Annotated in this window: 29 protein-coding genes and 1 pseudogene; 8 read left to right on the top strand and 22 right to left on the bottom strand. The window is 47.7% G+C overall.

All coding sequences use genetic code 11. The annotated features are described in order from the left end of the window. The 21 genes from IM479_RS03230 to IM479_RS03130 form a co-directional block, all read right to left on the bottom strand. The coding region (locus IM479_RS03230; protein ID WP_287076085.1) for a helix-turn-helix domain-containing protein at positions 1 to 96 on the bottom strand (96 nt) is incomplete at its 3' end. A 253-nt stretch (positions 97 to 349) separates the two neighbouring features. After that, positions 350 to 793, bottom strand: a complete 444-nt coding sequence (rplO, locus tag IM479_RS03225) for a 50S ribosomal protein L15 (RefSeq protein WP_002780095.1) — start codon at positions 791 to 793, stop codon at positions 350 to 352. Between the two features lie 10 nt (positions 794 to 803). After that, the gene (gene rpsE, locus IM479_RS03220; protein WP_002757584.1) at positions 804 to 1,325 is read right to left on the bottom strand and encodes a 30S ribosomal protein S5; all 522 of its coding nucleotides are present in this window, start codon (positions 1,323 to 1,325) and stop codon (positions 804 to 806) included. 26 nt (positions 1,326 to 1,351) lie between these two features. Beyond that, positions 1,352 to 1,714 carry a 50S ribosomal protein L18 gene (rplR, locus tag IM479_RS03215; RefSeq protein WP_002753900.1) on the bottom strand — a complete coding sequence of 121 codons (363 nt, stop codon included), beginning with the start codon at positions 1,712 to 1,714 and terminating at the stop codon, positions 1,352 to 1,354. Positions 1,715 to 1,717: 3 nt separating this feature from the next. Then, positions 1,718 to 2,287 carry a 50S ribosomal protein L6 gene (rplF, locus tag IM479_RS03210; RefSeq protein ID WP_287676350.1) on the bottom strand — a complete coding sequence of 190 codons (570 nt, stop codon included), beginning with the start codon at positions 2,285 to 2,287 and terminating at the stop codon, positions 1,718 to 1,720. 106 nt (positions 2,288 to 2,393) lie between these two features. After that, positions 2,394 to 2,795 (bottom strand): 30S ribosomal protein S8, encoded by a 402-nt coding sequence (gene rpsH, locus IM479_RS03205; RefSeq protein ID WP_002734721.1) that lies wholly within the window; start codon positions 2,793 to 2,795, stop codon positions 2,394 to 2,396. A 215-nt stretch (positions 2,796 to 3,010) separates the two neighbouring features. Further along, positions 3,011 to 3,550 carry a 50S ribosomal protein L5 gene (rplE, locus tag IM479_RS03200; RefSeq protein WP_287687835.1) on the bottom strand — a complete coding sequence of 180 codons (540 nt, stop codon included), beginning with the start codon at positions 3,548 to 3,550 and terminating at the stop codon, positions 3,011 to 3,013. A 54-nt stretch (positions 3,551 to 3,604) separates the two neighbouring features. After that, positions 3,605 to 3,958 carry a 50S ribosomal protein L24 gene (gene rplX / locus IM479_RS03195; RefSeq protein WP_287078899.1) on the bottom strand — a complete coding sequence of 118 codons (354 nt, stop codon included), beginning with the start codon at positions 3,956 to 3,958 and terminating at the stop codon, positions 3,605 to 3,607. A 39-nt stretch (positions 3,959 to 3,997) separates the two neighbouring features. Further along, complete coding sequence (gene rplN / locus IM479_RS03190; protein WP_002732358.1) at positions 3,998 to 4,366, bottom strand: 50S ribosomal protein L14; 369 nt, start codon at positions 4,364 to 4,366, stop codon at positions 3,998 to 4,000. A 20-nt stretch (positions 4,367 to 4,386) separates the two neighbouring features. Continuing rightward, positions 4,387 to 4,629: a 30S ribosomal protein S17 gene (rpsQ, locus tag IM479_RS03185; protein WP_002796423.1), complete on the bottom strand. Its 243-nt coding sequence runs from the start codon at positions 4,627 to 4,629 to the stop codon at positions 4,387 to 4,389. Positions 4,630 to 4,635: 6 nt separating this feature from the next. Then, positions 4,636 to 4,854: a 50S ribosomal protein L29 gene (gene rpmC / locus IM479_RS03180; RefSeq protein ID WP_158200255.1), complete on the bottom strand. Its 219-nt coding sequence runs from the start codon at positions 4,852 to 4,854 to the stop codon at positions 4,636 to 4,638. Next, positions 4,854 to 5,273 (bottom strand): 50S ribosomal protein L16, encoded by a 420-nt coding sequence (gene rplP / locus IM479_RS03175; protein ID WP_002734310.1) that lies wholly within the window; start codon positions 5,271 to 5,273, stop codon positions 4,854 to 4,856. The genes rpmC and rplP overlap by 1 nt, the downstream gene beginning before the upstream one ends. A 30-nt stretch (positions 5,274 to 5,303) precedes the next feature. Next, the gene (rpsC, locus tag IM479_RS03170; protein ID WP_061432468.1) at positions 5,304 to 6,032 is read right to left on the bottom strand and encodes a 30S ribosomal protein S3; all 729 of its coding nucleotides are present in this window, start codon (positions 6,030 to 6,032) and stop codon (positions 5,304 to 5,306) included. A gap of 23 nt (positions 6,033 to 6,055) precedes the next feature. After that, positions 6,056 to 6,415 (bottom strand): 50S ribosomal protein L22, encoded by a 360-nt coding sequence (gene rplV, locus IM479_RS03165; protein ID WP_287078902.1) that lies wholly within the window; start codon positions 6,413 to 6,415, stop codon positions 6,056 to 6,058. A 181-nt stretch (positions 6,416 to 6,596) separates the two neighbouring features. Further along, entirely contained in the window at positions 6,597 to 6,878 is a 282-nt protein-coding gene (gene rpsS, locus IM479_RS03160) for a 30S ribosomal protein S19 (protein ID WP_002753908.1), read from the bottom strand. Between the two features lie 30 nt (positions 6,879 to 6,908). Further along, on the bottom strand, positions 6,909 to 7,742 hold the full coding sequence (rplB, locus tag IM479_RS03155; protein WP_190721170.1) for a 50S ribosomal protein L2: 834 nt from the start codon (positions 7,740 to 7,742) through the stop codon (positions 6,909 to 6,911). Between the two features lie 33 nt (positions 7,743 to 7,775). After that, complete coding sequence (locus tag IM479_RS03150; protein ID WP_286825776.1) at positions 7,776 to 8,081, bottom strand: 50S ribosomal protein L23; 306 nt, start codon at positions 8,079 to 8,081, stop codon at positions 7,776 to 7,778. Next, on the bottom strand, positions 8,071 to 8,703 hold the full coding sequence (gene rplD, locus IM479_RS03145) for a 50S ribosomal protein L4 (RefSeq protein ID WP_286825777.1): 633 nt from the start codon (positions 8,701 to 8,703) through the stop codon (positions 8,071 to 8,073). The genes IM479_RS03150 and rplD overlap by 11 nt, the downstream gene beginning before the upstream one ends. Before the next feature lie 20 nt (positions 8,704 to 8,723). Next, entirely contained in the window at positions 8,724 to 9,362 is a 639-nt protein-coding gene (gene rplC / locus IM479_RS03140; RefSeq protein WP_287676353.1) for a 50S ribosomal protein L3, read from the bottom strand. A gap of 602 nt (positions 9,363 to 9,964) precedes the next feature. After that, the gene (locus tag IM479_RS03135) at positions 9,965 to 10,303 is read right to left on the bottom strand and encodes a P-II family nitrogen regulator (RefSeq protein ID WP_287078905.1); all 339 of its coding nucleotides are present in this window, start codon (positions 10,301 to 10,303) and stop codon (positions 9,965 to 9,967) included. A 188-nt stretch (positions 10,304 to 10,491) separates the two neighbouring features. Next, entirely contained in the window at positions 10,492 to 10,977 is a 486-nt protein-coding gene (locus tag IM479_RS03130) for a DUF4079 domain-containing protein (RefSeq protein WP_287687834.1), read from the bottom strand. 198 nt (positions 10,978 to 11,175) lie between these two features. Here IM479_RS03130 and IM479_RS03125 point away from each other — a divergent pair, with 198 nt between their 5' ends. Beyond that, positions 11,176 to 11,835: a phosphoribosyltransferase gene (locus IM479_RS03125; protein ID WP_287687832.1), complete on the top strand. Its 660-nt coding sequence runs from the start codon at positions 11,176 to 11,178 to the stop codon at positions 11,833 to 11,835. A 211-nt stretch (positions 11,836 to 12,046) separates the two neighbouring features. On the opposite strand, the gene IM479_RS03120 is transcribed toward IM479_RS03125, so the two are convergent. Then, positions 12,047 to 12,349: a YkvA family protein gene (locus IM479_RS03120; RefSeq protein ID WP_287687830.1), complete on the bottom strand. Its 303-nt coding sequence runs from the start codon at positions 12,347 to 12,349 to the stop codon at positions 12,047 to 12,049. A 246-nt stretch (positions 12,350 to 12,595) separates the two neighbouring features. Between IM479_RS03120 and IM479_RS03115 the strand changes: the two genes are divergently transcribed. The 7 genes and pseudogenes from IM479_RS03115 to IM479_RS03085 all read left to right on the top strand — a co-directional run. Continuing rightward, a complete protein-coding gene (locus tag IM479_RS03115) occupies positions 12,596 to 13,405 on the top strand; it encodes a prepilin peptidase (RefSeq protein WP_287687828.1) in 810 nt (269 codons plus the stop codon). Positions 13,406 to 13,806: 401 nt separating this feature from the next. Next, a complete protein-coding gene (locus tag IM479_RS03110; RefSeq protein WP_287687520.1) occupies positions 13,807 to 14,394 on the top strand; it encodes an anthranilate synthase component II in 588 nt (195 codons plus the stop codon). A 61-nt stretch (positions 14,395 to 14,455) separates the two neighbouring features. Then, a complete protein-coding gene (locus tag IM479_RS03105; RefSeq protein WP_287687521.1) occupies positions 14,456 to 15,265 on the top strand; it encodes an MBL fold metallo-hydrolase in 810 nt (269 codons plus the stop codon). 150 nt (positions 15,266 to 15,415) lie between these two features. Next, on the top strand, positions 15,416 to 15,691 hold the full coding sequence (locus tag IM479_RS03100; RefSeq protein WP_158199069.1) for a hypothetical protein: 276 nt from the start codon (positions 15,416 to 15,418) through the stop codon (positions 15,689 to 15,691). 63 nt (positions 15,692 to 15,754) lie between these two features. Continuing rightward, entirely contained in the window at positions 15,755 to 15,982 is a 228-nt protein-coding gene (locus tag IM479_RS03095) for a hypothetical protein (RefSeq protein WP_158199070.1), read from the top strand. Continuing rightward, positions 15,982 to 16,419: a type II toxin-antitoxin system VapC family toxin gene (locus IM479_RS03090; RefSeq protein ID WP_158199071.1), complete on the top strand. Its 438-nt coding sequence runs from the start codon at positions 15,982 to 15,984 to the stop codon at positions 16,417 to 16,419. Before IM479_RS03095 ends, IM479_RS03090 begins: the two co-directional genes overlap by 1 nt. A 235-nt stretch (positions 16,420 to 16,654) precedes the next feature. Further along, a pseudogene (locus tag IM479_RS03085) lies at positions 16,655 to 16,949 on the top strand (RNA-guided endonuclease TnpB family protein); the annotation flags it as partial.

Below are 16,949 nucleotides of genomic sequence, written 5' to 3'. Positions count from 1 at the left end.
TTTATTGTAAACTAATCTTACACAGCCCAAAGTGCGCCGCAATAGCGACTCTTGTTCTGGTGTGGGGTAAAATCGGTAAGAATAGGCTTTTTCCATGTCTCACATTTAAGCATATATTCCGTAAATGCGCTAGTATTTAACGGTAAAGCCGTCGTAGAACGACGGGGTTTCAGACCCAAATTTTCGATGATATAGCAATCAGGTCTTGGGGATTGGGTGTTAGGGTGTAGGGGGGTCACTGCGTGCGCGTTGCGGGGGAAGAATAAATAAAAATAATCTCCTGTCTCCCGTCTCCTGAATACTGTCTCCCGTCTCCCGTCTCCTGTCTTCTCCAAGACTCCTGGGAAATTTATATTTCTTCCCAAGTCCCTTGAGCGGCGGTAATTTTCTCTTTGGCACTATTGCTAAAAGCGGCGGCCTTCACCTTAAGGGGAACGGTAATTTCACCATCACCTAAAACTTTTAAAGGGCCGTCGTTGCTGGTGAGAATTTTAGCTTTTAGGAGACTTTCCAGGGTGACTTCCGTATTAGCGGGTAAAGAAGCTAATTTTCTCAGATTAACGATTGTGTATTGACGGGGGTTAACCAAAGGAAAATGCTTTAATTTGGGAACCCGACGATAGAGGGGCATTTGTCCCCCCTCAAAACCGGGACGAGTCCCCGTCCCGGAGCGAGATTTTTGTCCGCGCATTCCCAGACCGCAACTAGCGCCCTGGCCGGCCGAGACACCCCGTCCCACACGACGACGACGTTTAGTGGACCCCGGTTGGGGGGCGATTTCGTGGAGTTTCATGGTGATTTCTTTAAGTGTACAAATGTTCTACAGATACGCCTCGATCCTTGGCCACTTCCGAGAAAGTGCGGAGAGTTTCCAGGGCGTTAACGGCGGCTCTAGCGTTATTGAGGGGGTTATCGCTACCGAGTTGTTTAGCGAGGATATTTTTCACCCCGGCTAATTCTAAAACGGTACGGACAGCACCCCCAGCAATAACCCCAGTCCCCGGAGCAGCCGGACGCATGAGCACTTGAGCGCCACCGGAAGCACCCCGGGTAAGGTGAGTGATAGAACTAGCCTTAGTTAAGGAGACTTCAATTAGTTGTTTTTTGCCATCGGCCACGCCTTTACGGACGGCCCCGATAACATCCCCTGCTTTGCCGACTCCCACTCCCACCTGGCCGTTTTCATTACCGACCACGACGATAGCCCGGAAGCTGAGTTTTTTACCACCCTTAACCACTTTACTAACCCGGCGGATCTGGATGACCCGCTCTTGCCAAGTGGTTTCTTTTTCTTTTTCGCGGTTGCCTTTGCGACGTTTTGCCATAGTTTTATCAGTGTTGAAAGGATATTTTAGAAGTTTAAGCCGGCTGAACGAGCCGCTTCTGCTAAGGCTTTGACGCGACCGTGATAGAGATTGCCACCGCGATCAAAAACCACTTGTTCAATGCCTTTGTCTAGGGCCCGTTGGGCCACCAGTTTACCCACGGCAGCCGAGGCCTCTTGGGTAGCGGTGGATTCTAATTCCCCGCGCAAGGTTGCCTCTAGGGTAGAAGCGGCAGCGAGGGTATGTTGGGCCACGTCGTCGATAATTTGGGCGTAGATGTGGTTATTAGAACGAAATACGGATAAACGCGGCCGTTCAGCAGTGCCATTAATTTTGCGACGCACACGCTGGTGACGACGACGGACTGATTCTTTGCGACTAAGTTTCATGGTTTATTTTTTACCTCCTTTACCGCCTTTAGCGCCTTTACCGCCAGCTTTACCAACTTTGCGACGGACAACTTCACCAAGATAGCGAATCCCTTTACCTTTATAAGGTTCGGGGGGACGAACTTCGCGGATTTTAGCGGCAATGTTACCGACGGCTTCTTTGTCGATGCCACTGACGATAACTTGGGTGTTGTTTTCTACAGCGACGGAAACACCATCGGGCATCTCCATTTCCACGGGTTTGCTGTAACCAACATTCAGAACCAATTTACCACCCTGCGCCTGGGCGCGGTAGCCCACCCCTTGGATATCGAGGCGTTTTTGAAAGCCGGTAGCGACTCCTTCCACCATGTTGGCTACTAGAGTTCTACAGAGTCCGTGGCGTTCTCTGGCGGTACGCGAATCGTCTTGACGGGTAACGAGCAGAGTTTCGCCATCTTTATTGATGGCGACGGCGGTGGGTAGGGTTCTCTGGAGAGTTCCTTTGGGCCCTTTCACCGTCACGGTAGCACCATCGATATCGACGGTGACTTTATTGGGAATAGGAATCGGGCGTTTGCCAATACGAGACATAACAGTTATCAGTTATCAGTGGGTCAGATATCACCGGAAGAGTTATCAGTGGGTCAGCTATCAGGTTGAAACTTGGAAAGGCTGACGGCTGATAGCTTATCCTTGTTTACCAGATGTAGCAAAGGACTTCGCCGCCAACGTTTTGTTTACGGGCTTCGCGATCGGTCATAATGCCTTTAGAGGTGGAAACAATGGCGATGCCAATGCCACCGAGGACGCGAGGTAAGTCTTTACTGTTGGAATAAACTCGCAAGCCCGGTTTACTGACTCTGGTGAGGGTAGTAATGATCGGTTGACGGTTTTTGCCTTTATATTTGAGGGAAAGAACTAATTGAGATTTAATCCCCTCACCCACTTCCTCAAAGTCAGCAATAAAGCCTTCGTCCTTGAGAACTTGAGCAATACTGCGCGTCATCCGCGTGGTGGGGATTTGAGTAGTGGTCTGCCGAACCGCGCAAGCGTTACGGATGCGGGTCAGCATATCCGAGATGGTATCGTTAGCAGACATGAATTACCTGTTTTTCTCCTAAATTGGGATCAACATCAATGGTCAGTTATCAGTTATCAGTCATCAGTGATCAGTGATCAGATTTGAGTATTAAGTGAGTAGTATTAAATAGCAGTTTCCTGCTGTCTTTTCACTGAATCACTGTTTACTGTTTACTGTTTACTGATCACTGTTCACTTATTTACCGGTCACTGTTTACTTTTCTCTTGATTGATTTATCTAAAGGGCATTCCCATCTCTTTGAGGAGGGCGCGTCCTTCTTCGTCGTTTTTAGCGGTGGTGATGATTGAGATGTCCATCCCGCGAATTTGATCGATTTTGTCGTATTCAATTTCGGGGAAGATCAACTGTTCACGAATGCCTAAACTGTAGTTACCACGACCATCAAAACTGTTACCGCTGATACCGCGAAAGTCGCGAATACGTGGTAATGCCAGATTAATTAGACGGTCTAAAAAAGCGTACATTCGATCGCCGCGCAATGTCACCATGACACCCACCGGCATTCCTTCGCGAATTTTGAAGCCAGCGATCGCTTTTTTGGCCCTGGTCACTACCGGTTGTTGTCCGGTGATGGTGGACAGTTCGTCCTTGGAAGACTCCAAAGCTTTGGCATTTTGTGAAGCTTCCCCAAGACCGCGGTTAACAGTAATTTTGATAACTTTAGGTACTTGGTGGATATTGGTATAACCAAATTGTTCTTTCAGTTTAGGAACAATGGTTTCTTGATAGGTGGTTTTTAGTTTTTGGCTCATAGTTTTTCTGCTTGCTTTTCCTGGGCTTGGTCAGGAACTAGAATTGATGGGAAACTAATCAATAATTTCGCCAGTTTTCTTCAGTATCCGCACTTTCCGACCGTCTTCGGTAAAGGTATAACCCACCCGACTGGCGATTTTTTTCTTCTCGGAATAAAGCATCACTTTGGAACTGTGAATCGGTGCTTCGTAGGTAAGGATTTGACCCGATTCTCCTTCCTGTTGGGGTTTAGTATGTTTGGTGCGGATATTAACTCCCTTGACCACCACGGTACTTTCTTGGGGTAAAGCCCGTAAAATTTCGCCCACTTTGCCCTTATCGGAACCAGCGATTACTTGAACGACATCCCCTTTTTTAACGTGCATTTTTTGCCTTTGGGGTGAGGTTTGACTGTTTTTATTACTCATTTTTTTGACCTCCGATTGCCTTTGTACTTTTGACTTTGATCAGAGAACTTCTGGGGCTAAGGAAACAATTTTGGTGTAGTTTTTATCGCGCAATTCCCGAGCGACAGGACCAAAAACCCTAGTACCTTTGGGATTACCGTCATTATTAATAATCACGGCGGCGTTATCATCAAAACGGATGCTCATGCCACTATCGCGACGGACGGTTTGACGGGTCCGCACAATCACCGCAGTCACCACATCGGATTTTTTCACGGGCATATTGGGGATAGCGTCCTTAACCACGGCGATAATTTTGTCACCGATGCCACCGTAGGTACAGTTACCTGTTCCCAGCACCCGCAGACACATTAGTTTCCGCGCCCCGCTATTGTCAGCGACATTTAAGTAGGTTTGTTGTTGAATCACGGTTTTTACCTAGGTGAAATTTAATTATCGGTTAATATTTCCGCCACTTCCCAACGTTTAGTTTTACTGAGGGGGCGGGTTTCACGAATACGAACTCGATCGCCTTGTTTGGCTTGATTTTCTGCGTCGTGAGCCTTAAATTTCTGGGTTTTAACGACGATTTTGCCGTATTTAGGGTGAGGAGAGCGGTTTTCAATGGCTACCACTACGGTTTTATCCATTTTGTCGCTGACCACTACCCCAACTCTTTCTTTAACTGCCATAGTGGGTTATGCCTCCGGGGTGGACTGGGCTAGTTGGCGCTCCCGTTCTACGGTCAATAATTGGCCAAGACGGTGGCGGGTGTGTTTGAATTCGTGGGTTTTTTCCAAGCGGCGGGTGGCCTGTTGCAAACGCAATTCAAACAGTTTCTTTTTGGCAGCGAGGATAGCGTCGGCGATTTCGTCATCGCTCATCTTCCTCACTTCGGCGATTTTTGGTAGAGCCATTAGACAAAATCCTCCTCGCGAGTGATAAATTTGGTCTTAATCGGTAATTTTTGGGCGGCTAGGCGCATTGCTTCCCGGGCCACTGGTTCAGCTACCCCGGCAATCTCAAACATAATGAACCCCGGTTTAACCACGGCCACCCAGAATTCGGGGGAACCTTTCCCGGAACCCATCCGAGTTTCTGCGGCCCGTTGGGTCACGGGTTTATCGGGAAAAACGCGAATCCAGATTTTGCCACCCCGACGAATATAACGAGTCATTGCCCGTCTGGCCGCTTCGATTTGACGGGAAGTAATCCAACAGGGTTCGGTGGCTTGCAGGGCGAAATCGCCGAAATTAATCGTATTTCCGCCGGTGGCCAGCCCGCGCATCCGTCCGCGCTGTTGTTTGCGGAATTTTGTTCTTTTGGGACTTAACATGAGCTATTTACCACTGATAAATATTAGGGATCAGCCCTCACTAGAGCGATCTTCAAACTGTTGACGGCGACGCTGTTGACGGCGCGGTGCTTGAGCGGGAACGGCGGCGGCAATTTCTTCTTGGCCGGGGATAATTTCGCCCTTAAATATCCAAACTTTCACGCCTAGAATCCCGTAGATGGTGCTGGCGGTTTTATAGGAGTAATCAATATCGGCGCGCAGGGTATGCAGGGGAACTCGTCCTTCCCGCACCCATTCGGTCCGAGCGATTTCCGCCCCGTTGAGACGACCGCTAACTTGAATTTTGATCCCTTTGACTTCGGCCCTCTGCGCCCGTTGGATGGCTTGCCGGACAACACGACGGAAGGAAACCCGTCTTTCTAGTTGTTGGGCGATGTATTCGGCGATCAGGTTGGCATCGGCATCAACGCGAGCCACCTCAATGACGTTAATGCGAATTTGACGCTGGCCACCGAGGGCTTTTTGTAAACCTAGGCGCAGCTGTTCGATTCCCGTGCCACCACGACCGACGACGACCCCGGGGCGAGCGGTGTGGATGGAAATATCTACTTGATCGGCCTTACGTTCGATGCGAATATCGGCGATACCGGCATTAGCAAGGTTTTTTTCGACGTATTCACGAATGCGGCGATCTTCTTGCAGTAGTTCGGGGTAACGTTTCGCGTCGGCATACCAGCAAGATTTATGATCTTTGATAACGCCGAGACGAAAACCGAGGGGATGGATTTTTTGTCCCATTGTGGTTTTTTTAGTTAAGGTGATTAGTCTTCGTTGCTAGGAGCGACGGCGACGGTAATATGACAGGTGGGTTTGCGAATTTGGTAGGCGCGGCCTTGGGCCCGGGGTCGAAAACGTTTTAGGGTCGGTCCGCCATCGGCAAAGGCTTGGCTAACTACCAAAGTGGCGGGATCGAGTCCTTCGTTATGTTCGGCGTTGGCAACGGCGGAACGCAGAACTTTTAGGATCGGATCACAGGCCCGGTAGGGCATAAATTCGAGAATGATTAGGGCTTCCCGATAGGAGCGACCGCGGATCTGATCGAGTACCCGTCTGACTTTCAGGGGTGACATCCGAATATAGCGGGCGCTCGCTTTGACTTCGTTAGAGGTATCGATGGTCATTTCAGTTATCAGTTATCAGTTATCAGTTATCAGTCATCAGTCATCAGTTAGGTAGGGTGGGTTAGGCGACGACAACTTATGAGACTTAGTTATTAATTTATCTAGTCGCCGTAACCCACCATCTCATAGTTATCTGAACGCTGACTGGGGGCTGACGGTTTTAAGATTACCGCCCACCGACCTATTTCCGTCCTGCTTTTTTGTCGCTCTTGGCGTGGCCGCGGAAGGTGCGGGTGGGAGCGAATTCACCGAGTTTATGACCGACCATCTGCTCGGAAACATAGACGGGAACGTGCTGTTTGCCGTTGTGAACGGCGATCGTGTGCCCGACCATATCGGGAATGATTGTCGAGGCACGGGACCAAGTTTTAATCACTTGTTTACTGCCCTGTGCGTTGAGTTTTTCGATTTTTTCCATCAGGTGGCCGGCGACAAATGGCCCCTTTTTCAGTGAACGACCCATAATTTTCAGTCAAAAGTAAAGTAATAATTTCTAACCCTGGGTACGACGGCGCACGATGAGATCGCTACTGCGTTTTTTCTTGTTGCGAGTTTTGCGACCGAGGGCGGGTTTACCCCAGGGAGTCATCGGGCCGGAACGTCCGATCGGAGCGCGACCCTCTCCACCTCCGTGCGGGTGATCGACTGGGTTCATGACGCTACCCCGAACATGAGGTCGTTGACCGCGGTGACGGGTACGACCGGCTTTACCGAGACTGATATTTCTCGCTTCGGCGTTACCGACTTTGCCGATGGTGGCGTAGCATTCACGCCGGATCATGCGGACTTCTTTGGAGGGGAGGCGGATGGTAACGTAATCGCCTTCTTTCGCTACCACTTGGGCGAAACCACCGGCGGCCCGCACCATTTGACCACCGCGACCGGGGACGAGTTCGATGTTATGAACTTCTGTCCCTAGGGGGATGCGACTTAAGGGTAGGGCGTTACCGACCTCGAAGGGAGCGTTTTCTCCGGCGATGACGGTATCACCAACGCCTAAACCGGCGGGGGCGATGATGTAGCGTTTTTCCCCGTCTTTGTAGAAAAGCAGGGCAATGCGGGCGTTACGGTTAGGATCGTACTCGATCGCCGCTACTGTGGCTGGAATATCCCGTTTATCGCGACGAAAATCGATAATCCGGTAGAGGCGTTTATGGCCGCCGCCCCGGTGACGACTGGTAACGACACCGCGATTATTCCGCCCCTGTTTACTGTGTTTGTGATGAGTTAGGGACTTTTCTGGTTCGGTTTTGGTGATCTCTTTAAAGTCGGAGATCGCCGCCTGCCTTGTCCCGGGGGTTAAAGGTCTAAAAGAGCGAATACCCATAGTTTAGTTTTCCGTTATCGGGTTTCTTGATTGTTATACGTCGGGATAGAGGGCGATCGAGTCGCCTGCTGCCAGGGTCACGATCGCGCGTTTGTATTGGGGTTTGTAACCGAGGAAACGGCCGACGCGTTTTTTCTGACGAGAGGGGCGGCTGGTGTTCACTTTCGTTACTTTCACGTCAAACAGCAGTTCGATCGCCGCTTGAATTTCTGGCTTGGTCGCTTTCAAGGCGACATCGAAGACGTATTTATTTTGTTCTAGGAGTAGGGTGGCTTTCTCGGTCACGATCGGCTTTAGGATCAGATCGGCGAGTTGTCTGGCTTCAATTTTAAGCACCATAGACCTCCTCAATTTTAGCTAGGGCTGCGGCGGTGGCGATAACTCGATCGGCTAGGAGGACATCATAGACGTTGAGACTATCGGCGCGAATAATTTTGAGATTGCAGATATTACGTCCCGATAAATAGACATTTTCGGGAATTTCCGTCAGAATCAGCAGAATTTTTTCCTCTGGACTGGCTCCCCAGCGACTTAAGGCAGCGGTCAGTTCTTTGGTTTTGGGTTGGGAGAATTGTTCAGCGAAGCTTTCAACCACGATAAAGTTATCAGCTTGGCCGATCAAAGCGGTTCTCAGGGCTAATCTTTTCTCTTTGCGATTGACCTTAACTTCAAAATCTCTGGGTTTCGGTCCGAAGATGACACCGCCACCACGCCAGAGGGGAGAACGGATCGAACCGGCCCGGGCCCGACCGGTGCCTTTTTGCCGCCAGGGTTTGCGACCACCGCCGCGCACTTCCGAGCGGGTTTTGCTGGAGGCGTTACCTTGGCGGGCCGCCGCTAGATGGCTGACGACGACGCGGTGAATTAGGTGTTTGGCGGTTTCGGGTTTAGCGGTTTTCAGTTCCAGGGTGCCTGTTCCTGCTTCTTCCCCTTGCCAATTTTTGACTGTGTAGTTAACCATGGCTTTAATCTTTCCTTGCCCTATTTACCAAATTTCTTGGCGGGGGTGATGTTTAACAGGGTTCCTGGTTTGCCCGGGACGGCTCCTTTGATCAGGATCAGGTTGCGTTCGCTATCGATTCTGACCACGGACAATTTGCGGATGGTAACTTGGGTTGCTCCGTATTGTCCAGCCATTCTCTTACCCGGGAAGACGCGACCGGGGGTAGTACCGGCACCGGTGGAACCGGGGAGACGGTGGTTTTTGGAACCGTGGGTCATGTTACCGCGCTTGAAGTTATGGCGTTTTTGATAGCCGGAGAACCCCCGTCCGATGGTGGTTCCAGCCACATCGACCAAATCGCCTTCTTGGAAGATAGCGGCGGTAATTTCTTGGCCTAAAGTGTAAGCGGATGCGTCCTCGAGGCGGTATTCGATTAAATGCCGCAGGGGGGAGACACCGGCTTTGGCTAAATGACCGAGCAGCGGTTTGTTGAGGGCTTTTTCTTTGACGGTTTTGTATCCCACTTGGATGGATTCATAACCGTCGGTTTTTTTAGTTTTTACTTGGGTGACGGGACACGGACCTGCTTGAACGACGGTGACGGGAATGGCGACTCCCGTTTTGTTGTCGAAGATTTGGGTCATGCCCAGTTTTGTACCGAGGATACCGATAGACACGGATTGTTCTCTTTATCTTTACTAGACGACAATCAAAAATAACGTGGCCGTGGCTATAGGAGCGGGAAAGATTTTTCCCACTTTATCAGCCTGCCCAACTTGAATGACTTTTTTCGAGTTATTTAAGCTGGCATCCCGTTAAATTCGTAAGTAAGACTAGACAGGGTTGCTGGTTCTGCCTAGATTGTTGCTGGTCTTTGTTTCTTGGGGACTTAAAGGGTTTATCTTCAGTATCCCGGCGAAGACCGAGCGACCAAGGCGGTTCTGCTCGGCAGTGCCTTCAGCACCACCTAACACCGATTTTGGCCACGATCAAACATTATATAATATTTGTGACTTTTTAGGCAAGAGGTTTTTTTAGTCACGGGCAATGATCATATCCAGTCTGGTCAAATTATTTGTACCGTTCGGCGGTCTTCAGCAGCGATGGGGGCAGATCGAGCCAATAGATTCAATTATAGTATTTATCTTAATGGTGAGGTGCAAAGTTTTCCTTTTGGGGAATCGGTCGTTGATACTAAATTAGGTTACACTTTTATATTATGGGAAACGGTGTGAATGGGGGGGATGACAGCATTGTACTATCATCCCTTGTCTGGGGGTTAAATCGCTTCGAGATTTTTTTCTCCGGTACGGATGCGGACGATCTGTTCCACGGGGGAGACGAAGATTTTACCGTCTCCGATTTCACCAGTACGCGCCGCCGAAATCAGCTTATCGACGACCATATCGACCTGCTTATCTTCGACGACGATCTCGATCTTGAGTTTTTGGAGAAATTCGACGGTATACTCGGAACCGCGATAACGTTCCGATTGACCTTTCTGACGACCGAAACCTCTAACTTCGGAGACGGTCATCCCAACAATGCCCGCGTTAACTAGGGCGATTTTCACCTCTTCGAGTTTAAAGGGTCGGATAATCGCTTCTACTTTCTTCAAAATATCTATCTCCTCGTTGCGTGACGATACTTTACTTTCTTGGTAAATTACCTGTTAATTCTAAACTCGGAATCCCAAGAATAGTGCTTAAAGTCATAATTTCTTCAATTATTGTCCTTGGCCACAGTCTTCTGCGGTGAAAAATCTCCAGGTGGGAAATAGCCCACCCGAAGCCATAAATAAACCAACTAGAGAGATAATCCCAACTGAAGACCGAAAACACCGTGAACTAGCAGTAAAATCAGGGCAATACTGCCGATATAGGCGTGAATAGTCCGGAAAAGTTCTTTTTTCCCGCCAGCGAAGCCAGTGAGGGACAATAATCCATTGAAAGCTAATAAACCGATCGCGACCGATCCTGTCCAGAAATGGCTGCTTTCGAGGATTGGATGTTTCTGCATGACTAGGGATAAAATACCGCCAGTGTAACCGAGAGCGATAAATAAAAACAGCCAGGGGGCGAGTTTGCGGTGATCAGCCCGATTTTTGGCCACTACTTCCCCATCTTTGCTTAAACGGCTTTGCCAACCGGCATAGGCAGTATAACTACCCATAACTAAAACCACGATCCCCATCATGACTGGATGTCCCCAATGAACGATCGGTTCGGGAGTTCCGAGACTGCGAAAGGCAGCGGCGATCGGCTCTAGCGCATCACTTAAACTTTGATTCATGTTTGTTACCTAACTTTACAAAACCCTCTTGCCTGAGATTTTAGCCGATCTCTGGCCTAGAAAAACTGCGGTTAGCCGAAAAAATGTCAAGCCTTCGCTAAATTTCTTAACATTTCAGCTAGAGATTAGCGGAGAAATATAGAATAAAGTCAGGGGAGACTAGGGATCCCCACGGGGATTAGCCCCTAGGAGGGAGTTATGACTTATCTGCTCAAAGATCGGCGATCAGCAGGGAGACTATTAGCTAGTTACTTGACAGAATATACCAATAGTGCTGGGGTGCTAGTTTTGGCTTTGCCCCGGGGTGGGGTTCCGATCGCCTTTGAAATTGCCCAAAGGTTACATTTACCGCTAGATCTGTGTTTAGTGCGAAAATTAGGTGTACCGGAGCGCAAAGAGTTAGCTTTTGGGGCGATCGGTCAAAATGGTGTGCGGGTAATCAATGAAAGTATCGTTGACGACTTGCACCTATCGGAGGCGATGATGGAACGGGTAGCAAAGGAAGAAATGATCGAATTAGAGCGACGCGATCGCTTGTATCGAGGGGAGCGACCCTTTCCGGGCCTGAGGGGAAAAACGATTATTCTAGTAGATGATGGTATCGCTACGGGAGCAACGATTAAAGCGGCGATTCTGACCCTTAAAGCTGGAAATCCCGCTGCTATTATTATTGCTGTTCCTATTGCCCCAGTGGAAGTCTGTGAGCAATTAGAAAAATTAGTTGATCGAGTAATTTGCCTACATAAACCCTACGAATTGAGATCGATTTCTCTTTGGTACGAAGATTTTTCCCAAACCAGCGATGAGGAAGTGCAAACACTTTTAGCCAGCGTCGATAGTTCTTTGATTCAAGTTTAGGGAATTAGGAAGTGGGGAATTAGGAAGTGGGGGAGTGGGGAAGTGGGGAAGTGGGGTAGTGGGGAAGTGGGGAAGTGGGTAAGTGGGTAAGTGGGTAAGTGGGTAAGTGGGTAAGTGGGTAAGTGGGGAGACCACTTCGTGCGCGTTGCGGGGGGAGAATAAATAACAGCAATCTCCTGAATTCAGAAGTCAGAATTGAGACTTACGAATTCTAACTTCTGACTTCTACGGCATCGGTATCAACGGTATTGGTTGGGGAAGAAACTTCGGTTTGATTCTTCACTCCTCCCGGACGGCGATTGCGATAATCAAGAACTAATCGCGATAATTCCGTGGTTAAAAGGGTGAGGACAATCCCATCATCGATCCAACCAATAATCGGGAAAACGTCAGGAGAAATATCGAGGGGGCTAAACAGATAAACCATAGTTCCCAGAATGATAATCCAACGATATTGGGGGTGACTGATTTTGCTGCTGTACCAGTTGTAAAAAGATTCAACAATCGGTTTCATTAATTTGTCCTCGTTGACTGAGATAATTTAATTTTGTCAGGTTGTCCCTGGGGCTGATAGTGGGGTTTTACCCCCATTATCTAGGGTGATATCCGCTAATTAATCAAAAAAAAATGCCCAGAAGAAAATTCACCTTTAGGGATGAGCCTGAAGTATTATTACTGGATGCTTAAGAGGGGAGATAGTGGCATCTTTATCCCCTATAATAGGCGATAACAAACTAATCAATTATCTGCCAGTTTAAGGATGGAAACCCTCTTTCATCTAGTTACTTTTGCCTTTGTCTTCGCTTTTGGTGCCTCGGTGGGCAGTTTTTTAAACGTGGTCATCTATAGATTACCTCAGGGGATATCTCTAGTTTATCCCCCTTCCCACTGTCCGAAATGTCACCATAGGTTAGGTAAAAGCGAGAATATACCTGTTTTAGGCTGGTTATGGCTAGGGGGTCGCTGTCGCTGGTGTGGAACTGCGATTTCTGTCCGTTATCCAGCCGTCGAAACTTTTACCGGTTTGTTGTTTTGTCTGGTTTTAGGAGATTTTAGCTTTTCTTGGCAGACCCTCGGCTATTGGATTCTTGTAAGTTGGTTATTAGCTTTAGCTTTGATTGATTTTGACACGATGACGCTTCCTAACTCCCTCACCCAATCGGGATTAGTTTTAGGGATAGTTTTTCAAACTCTCCTGGGTTGGCAAAATAATCAAAGTGTTATCTATCTCTTTTCAGCGATCGCTAGTGCGGTTTTAGGAGTCTGGTTATTTGATCTGATTCGGTGGGGGGGGAGTTTTGCCCTCGGACAACAGGCCATGGGGGGAGGGGACGCTAAATTAGCGGCCATGATCGGTGCTTGGTTAGGATGGCAAGCATTATTAGTCACCGGGTTTCTGGCCTGCGCTATCGGGGCGGCGATCAGTATTATGGGCATTTTTGTGGGTAAAATGGCAAAAAAACAAGCTATACCCTTCGGTCCATTTCTTGCCCTCGGCGCTCTGATGAGTGTCTTTTGGAGTGATAAGATCATCTCAGCCTATCAAGCCATTTTTTTCCCTTTGTTTTGACAATCCTGGGCCTAAAGGCGTGAGGATTCTCGAAGCTCATCACAGCCCTTTCTGGTTTCTCTTACTTAGGGTCTGCTGAATAAATCTAAAAACCTTGTTGGGTAAGACTTTTAAACCTTTTGTCAATCAAAAAGTACTGGATATGGAAGTGATCGGGGGGAAATTTAGGCACTTTTTCCCTGAAAATTAGGTAGTTGACCACCTGAAAATCGGTAAAACCCAACCCCCAACCCCCAACCCCCACCGAAAAACTTTTTCAGCAGACCCTAATTAGCAATTCCGGGCAGATTCTAGCTGACGGCACAAAAATAGCCTACCCCCTACACCCCGGCTATCTCGATCGAGACAGCCGGGGTGTAGAATGAAAATACTGAGCGAGGCTAAAGAAAGGAGAGAGACTCTTGATAATCGTCATCGATAACTATGATAGTTTTACCTACAATTTAGTCCAGTATTTGGGAGAATTAGCCTCCGAGTTCCCGATCGCCGTGCCGATCGAGGTCTATCGTAATGATAAAATCGATCTGGCCACGATCGAACAAATGCGGCCGGATGGAATTGTCATTTCCCCCGGTCCAGGTCGTCCGGTCGATGCGGGCATATCTCTGGAATTAATCGCCAAATTTAGCCCCTATATGCCAATCTTGGGGGTCTGTCTCGGTCATCAAAGTATCGGTCAGGTGTTCGGAGGGGATGTGGTCTGGGCCCCAGTCTTGATGCACGGCAAAACTTCCCCAATCTATCACAACAATGAAGGGGTATTTCAAGGCTTAGAAAATCCTTTTACTGCCACCCGTTACCATAGTTTAGTGATCGAGCGCTCCACCATGCCGGATAATTTAGAGATCACGGCCTGGGTAGAAGATGGCACGGTCATGGGAGTCCGTCATCGGGATTACCCCCACATTCAAGGAGTACAATTTCATCCCGAAAGTATTTTAACCACTGCCGGCAAGGAACTTTTAAGAAACTTTCTCCGATCCATCTAGTGTTTACTAATCCCCAACCCCTGAAATTAACCTTAACTTGATTAATTCTGTATCTACATTTATGAAAAGGCGAGATTTTATCTTATCGGCGGGGGCAAGTTTCTTAACCGTGGCAGTAAGCTCAGTTTTAGCGGAAACAAAACCGAAACCCACTAACCCCACTTCCCCCCAAAAACCCGATAATTCCCTCCTAGTTCAATGGTTGGGTCATAGTTGCTTTTTATTCACCGGAGGAGGGCAAAGAGTCCTAGTTAATCCCTTCCGGGCAATTGGTTGTACGGCGGGTTTTCCTTTGCCAAAAGTAGAAGCAGATATCGTTTTAATTAGTAGTCAACTGTGGGATGAAGGGGCTGCCGAGGGTTTACCCGGTAATCCGAAAATTTTGTTTGAGCCGGGGGCCTACGATCTGGGTAAATTAAAATTACAGGGCATTAGTATCGCCCACGATCGCATGGGGGGGCAACGTTTCGGTATGAATGTAGCCTGGCGTTGGACCCAAGCGGGCATTAGCATTGTCCATTTAGGGGGGGCAGGAGCCCCGCTTGAATTAGAACAAAGAATTCTCTTAGGTTCGCCGGATTTAGCTTTTATTCCCGTGGGAGGTGGTCCAAAAAATTATAATCCCCAAGAAGCAAAACAGGCGATCGAAGTTTTACAGCCGCGCATTGCTATACCAACTCAATACTTTACCAGTGCCGCCGATAAAAATGCCTGTGAATTGGTGTCTGTAGATGAGTTTCTCAAGTTGGTCAAGGATAAAAATATCCGTTTAATCGAGGACAATAAATTACGGATTCGTGCCGCCGATTTACCCCAAAAAGGGACTCTCATTCGCGTGTTTGACTACCGCAACCTGTTACAGAAATCCTAATTTTTAGGAGCCAATGAACTAGGCCTATTGATTAACTAATTTTCCTCGATAGACGGCGCTCTAAAGCATCTCCTAGTTATGCTTACAGAAAAAGAGTTATACTAAAATCTATAGGGAGCATCTCCTAGTTATGCAAGCGAGTAATTATACTTGAAGGTCAGAGAGTTCATTCAAGAGGCAAATGTTTCTATTCAGCATAAAGTTGAAGAAGAAATTCAGGCCATGCAAGAAGAAGTTGACAAGTTAAACCGCAGTGATCTTTTTCTTGCATTCCAAGCTAGATTAGAAGCAGCAGAGGGTAATAGAGTCTCTATGTCTGATTTTGACTTGGCAATGCTAAGAGAGCAAGTTGAAGGATTTAGAGATGTCACCAAAGAACTAACAATGGAGATTTATAGGCTGTCCAAGATAGCCCTACAGCCCTGATCATAAATCAAGGTTATAATTATTTTTAATAAACTCCAGAATATTCAGCCCCAAGCAATGTCTATGTTACTGCAAGACCTAAAGGAAGAAGCGGTTAAGCTATCACCGAGCGATCGACTTGATCTGGTTAGCGCCATTATTGAGTCCTTGCAGAAGACCCCAATTGCTAGACCTGATCGTTCTGGTGCAATTCAACGGATGCGTGGCTTACTCAAAACAGACCAACTTGCACCAACCGACCAAGAAGTAGCTGCCATGTTGGAAGATCGTCGGGTGGAGAAATATCTTTAGTGAGAGTTTTGATTGATACTAATGTTCTCCTAGATTTTCTATTGCAGAGAGAGCTATTTTTCCAAGATGCAGAACGACTATTTCAGGCGATCGATTCTGGTCAGATCGTCGGGTATGTCACAGCTACAACGCTCACGGACATTTTTTATATTGCTCGAAGACACACTCGCAGTATTGAGCAGGCACGGCAAGCAGTTTCAGAGACATTGACAGCAATGGAAATCTGCCCTGTAAACCGGGAGGTTCTAGAGGTAGCGTTTAGTTCAGGTTTGGCTGATTATGAGGATGCGATTCAGGTCGCTTGTGCTGTAGATCAAGGACTTGATGCTATCTTGACCCGCGATAGTCAAGGGTTTTTGAATTCATCCGTACCTGTGTTATCAGTTCAGGAGTGCTTGCATCGCTTGGAAGAGCCAAATAATAGCAAATCCACCTGATAAAATCCAGTTTACAGGCTTTTTGGTTCGTGAGGGGGTGAGGAGTGAAAAGTGAGCAGTTACAGCCAAAATTTGGCGGCATGGGCAAAGATCCTTTGTGGCAGATTGATGACAGCATTATTACCGAAATTTTGGGTTAAAGCCCCGTCCTAAAAGGACGGCTTTTTAAACTATAGCTTGTTAACTTAACTTTTATTGTGCTATACTGATTTTATCTAAGTACCCCCTGCGTAAAATGTTTGTCTTAGAGTTTAAAGTTAAAGCCAAAACTCAACAGTATCAAGCCATAGACGATGCTATTCGTACTGCTCAATTCATCCGTAACAAATGTGTAAGGTTATGGATGGATACAAAAGGTACGGGTAAGAACGATTTATACCGATATTCTACAGAATTAGCTCAGGACTTTAAATTTGCCGATGAACTTAATTCAACTGCTAGACAGGCAAGTGCTGAACGTGCTTGGAGTTCAATTAGTCGTTTTTACGACAACTGTAAACGTAAAGTATCAGGCAAAAAGGGGTATCCTC

The organism is Microcystis sp. M165S2 (genome assembly GCF_020245885.1).
GTDB lineage: Bacteria > Cyanobacteriota > Cyanobacteriia > Cyanobacteriales > Microcystaceae > Microcystis.
The sequence above is the reverse complement of the archived record's forward strand: the minus strand, read 5'-3'. Positions and strand labels throughout refer to the sequence as shown.

What these genes read in the sequence shown, in the direction of transcription:
- rplO (WP_002780095.1), bottom strand. Translation starts at nt 793, where the DNA reads ATGAAACTCCACGAAATCGCCCCCCAACCGGGGTCCACTAAACGTCGT.
- rpsE (WP_002757584.1), bottom strand. Translation starts at nt 1,325, where the DNA reads ATGGCAAAACGTCGCAAAGGCAACCGCGAAAAAGAAAAAGAAACCACT.
- rplR (WP_002753900.1), bottom strand. Translation starts at nt 1,714, where the DNA reads ATGAAACTTAGTCGCAAAGAATCAGTCCGTCGTCGTCACCAGCGTGTG.
- rplF (WP_287676350.1), bottom strand. Translation starts at nt 2,287, where the DNA reads ATGTCTCGTATTGGCAAACGCCCGATTCCTATTCCCAATAAAGTCACC.
- rpsH (WP_002734721.1), bottom strand. Translation starts at nt 2,795, where the DNA reads ATGTCTGCTAACGATACCATCTCGGATATGCTGACCCGCATCCGTAAC.
- rplE (WP_287687835.1), bottom strand. Translation starts at nt 3,550, where the DNA reads ATGAGCCAAAAACTAAAAACCACCTATCAAGAAACCATTGTTCCTAAA.
- rplX (WP_287078899.1), bottom strand. Translation starts at nt 3,958, where the DNA reads ATGAGTAATAAAAACAGTCAAACCTCACCCCAAAGGCAAAAAATGCAC.
- rpsQ (WP_002796423.1), bottom strand. Translation starts at nt 4,629, where the DNA reads ATGGCAGTTAAAGAAAGAGTTGGGGTAGTGGTCAGCGACAAAATGGAT.
- rpmC (WP_158200255.1), bottom strand. Translation starts at nt 4,854, where the DNA reads ATGGCTCTACCAAAAATCGCCGAAGTGAGGAAGATGAGCGATGACGAA.
- rplP (WP_002734310.1), bottom strand. Translation starts at nt 5,273, where the DNA reads ATGTTAAGTCCCAAAAGAACAAAATTCCGCAAACAACAGCGCGGACGG.
- rpsC (WP_061432468.1), bottom strand. Translation starts at nt 6,032, where the DNA reads ATGGGACAAAAAATCCATCCCCTCGGTTTTCGTCTCGGCGTTATCAAA.
- rplV (WP_287078902.1), bottom strand. Translation starts at nt 6,415, where the DNA reads ATGACCATCGATACCTCTAACGAAGTCAAAGCGAGCGCCCGCTATATT.
- rpsS (WP_002753908.1), bottom strand. Translation starts at nt 6,878, where the DNA reads ATGGGTCGTTCACTGAAAAAGGGGCCATTTGTCGCCGGCCACCTGATG.
- rplB (WP_190721170.1), bottom strand. Translation starts at nt 7,742, where the DNA reads ATGGGTATTCGCTCTTTTAGACCTTTAACCCCCGGGACAAGGCAGGCG.
- IM479_RS03150 (WP_286825776.1), bottom strand. Translation starts at nt 8,081, where the DNA reads ATGGTGCTTAAAATTGAAGCCAGACAACTCGCCGATCTGATCCTAAAG.
- rplD (WP_286825777.1), bottom strand. Translation starts at nt 8,703, where the DNA reads ATGGTTAACTACACAGTCAAAAATTGGCAAGGGGAAGAAGCAGGAACA.
- IM479_RS03130 (WP_287687834.1), bottom strand. Translation starts at nt 10,977, where the DNA reads ATGAATCAAAGTTTAAGTGATGCGCTAGAGCCGATCGCCGCTGCCTTT.
- IM479_RS03125 (WP_287687832.1), top strand. Translation starts at nt 11,176, where the DNA reads ATGACTTATCTGCTCAAAGATCGGCGATCAGCAGGGAGACTATTAGCT.
- IM479_RS03120 (WP_287687830.1), bottom strand. Translation starts at nt 12,349, where the DNA reads ATGAAACCGATTGTTGAATCTTTTTACAACTGGTACAGCAGCAAAATC.
- IM479_RS03115 (WP_287687828.1), top strand. Translation starts at nt 12,596, where the DNA reads ATGGAAACCCTCTTTCATCTAGTTACTTTTGCCTTTGTCTTCGCTTTT.
- IM479_RS03105 (WP_287687521.1), top strand. Translation starts at nt 14,456, where the DNA reads ATGAAAAGGCGAGATTTTATCTTATCGGCGGGGGCAAGTTTCTTAACC.
- IM479_RS03095 (WP_158199070.1), top strand. Translation starts at nt 15,755, where the DNA reads ATGTTACTGCAAGACCTAAAGGAAGAAGCGGTTAAGCTATCACCGAGC.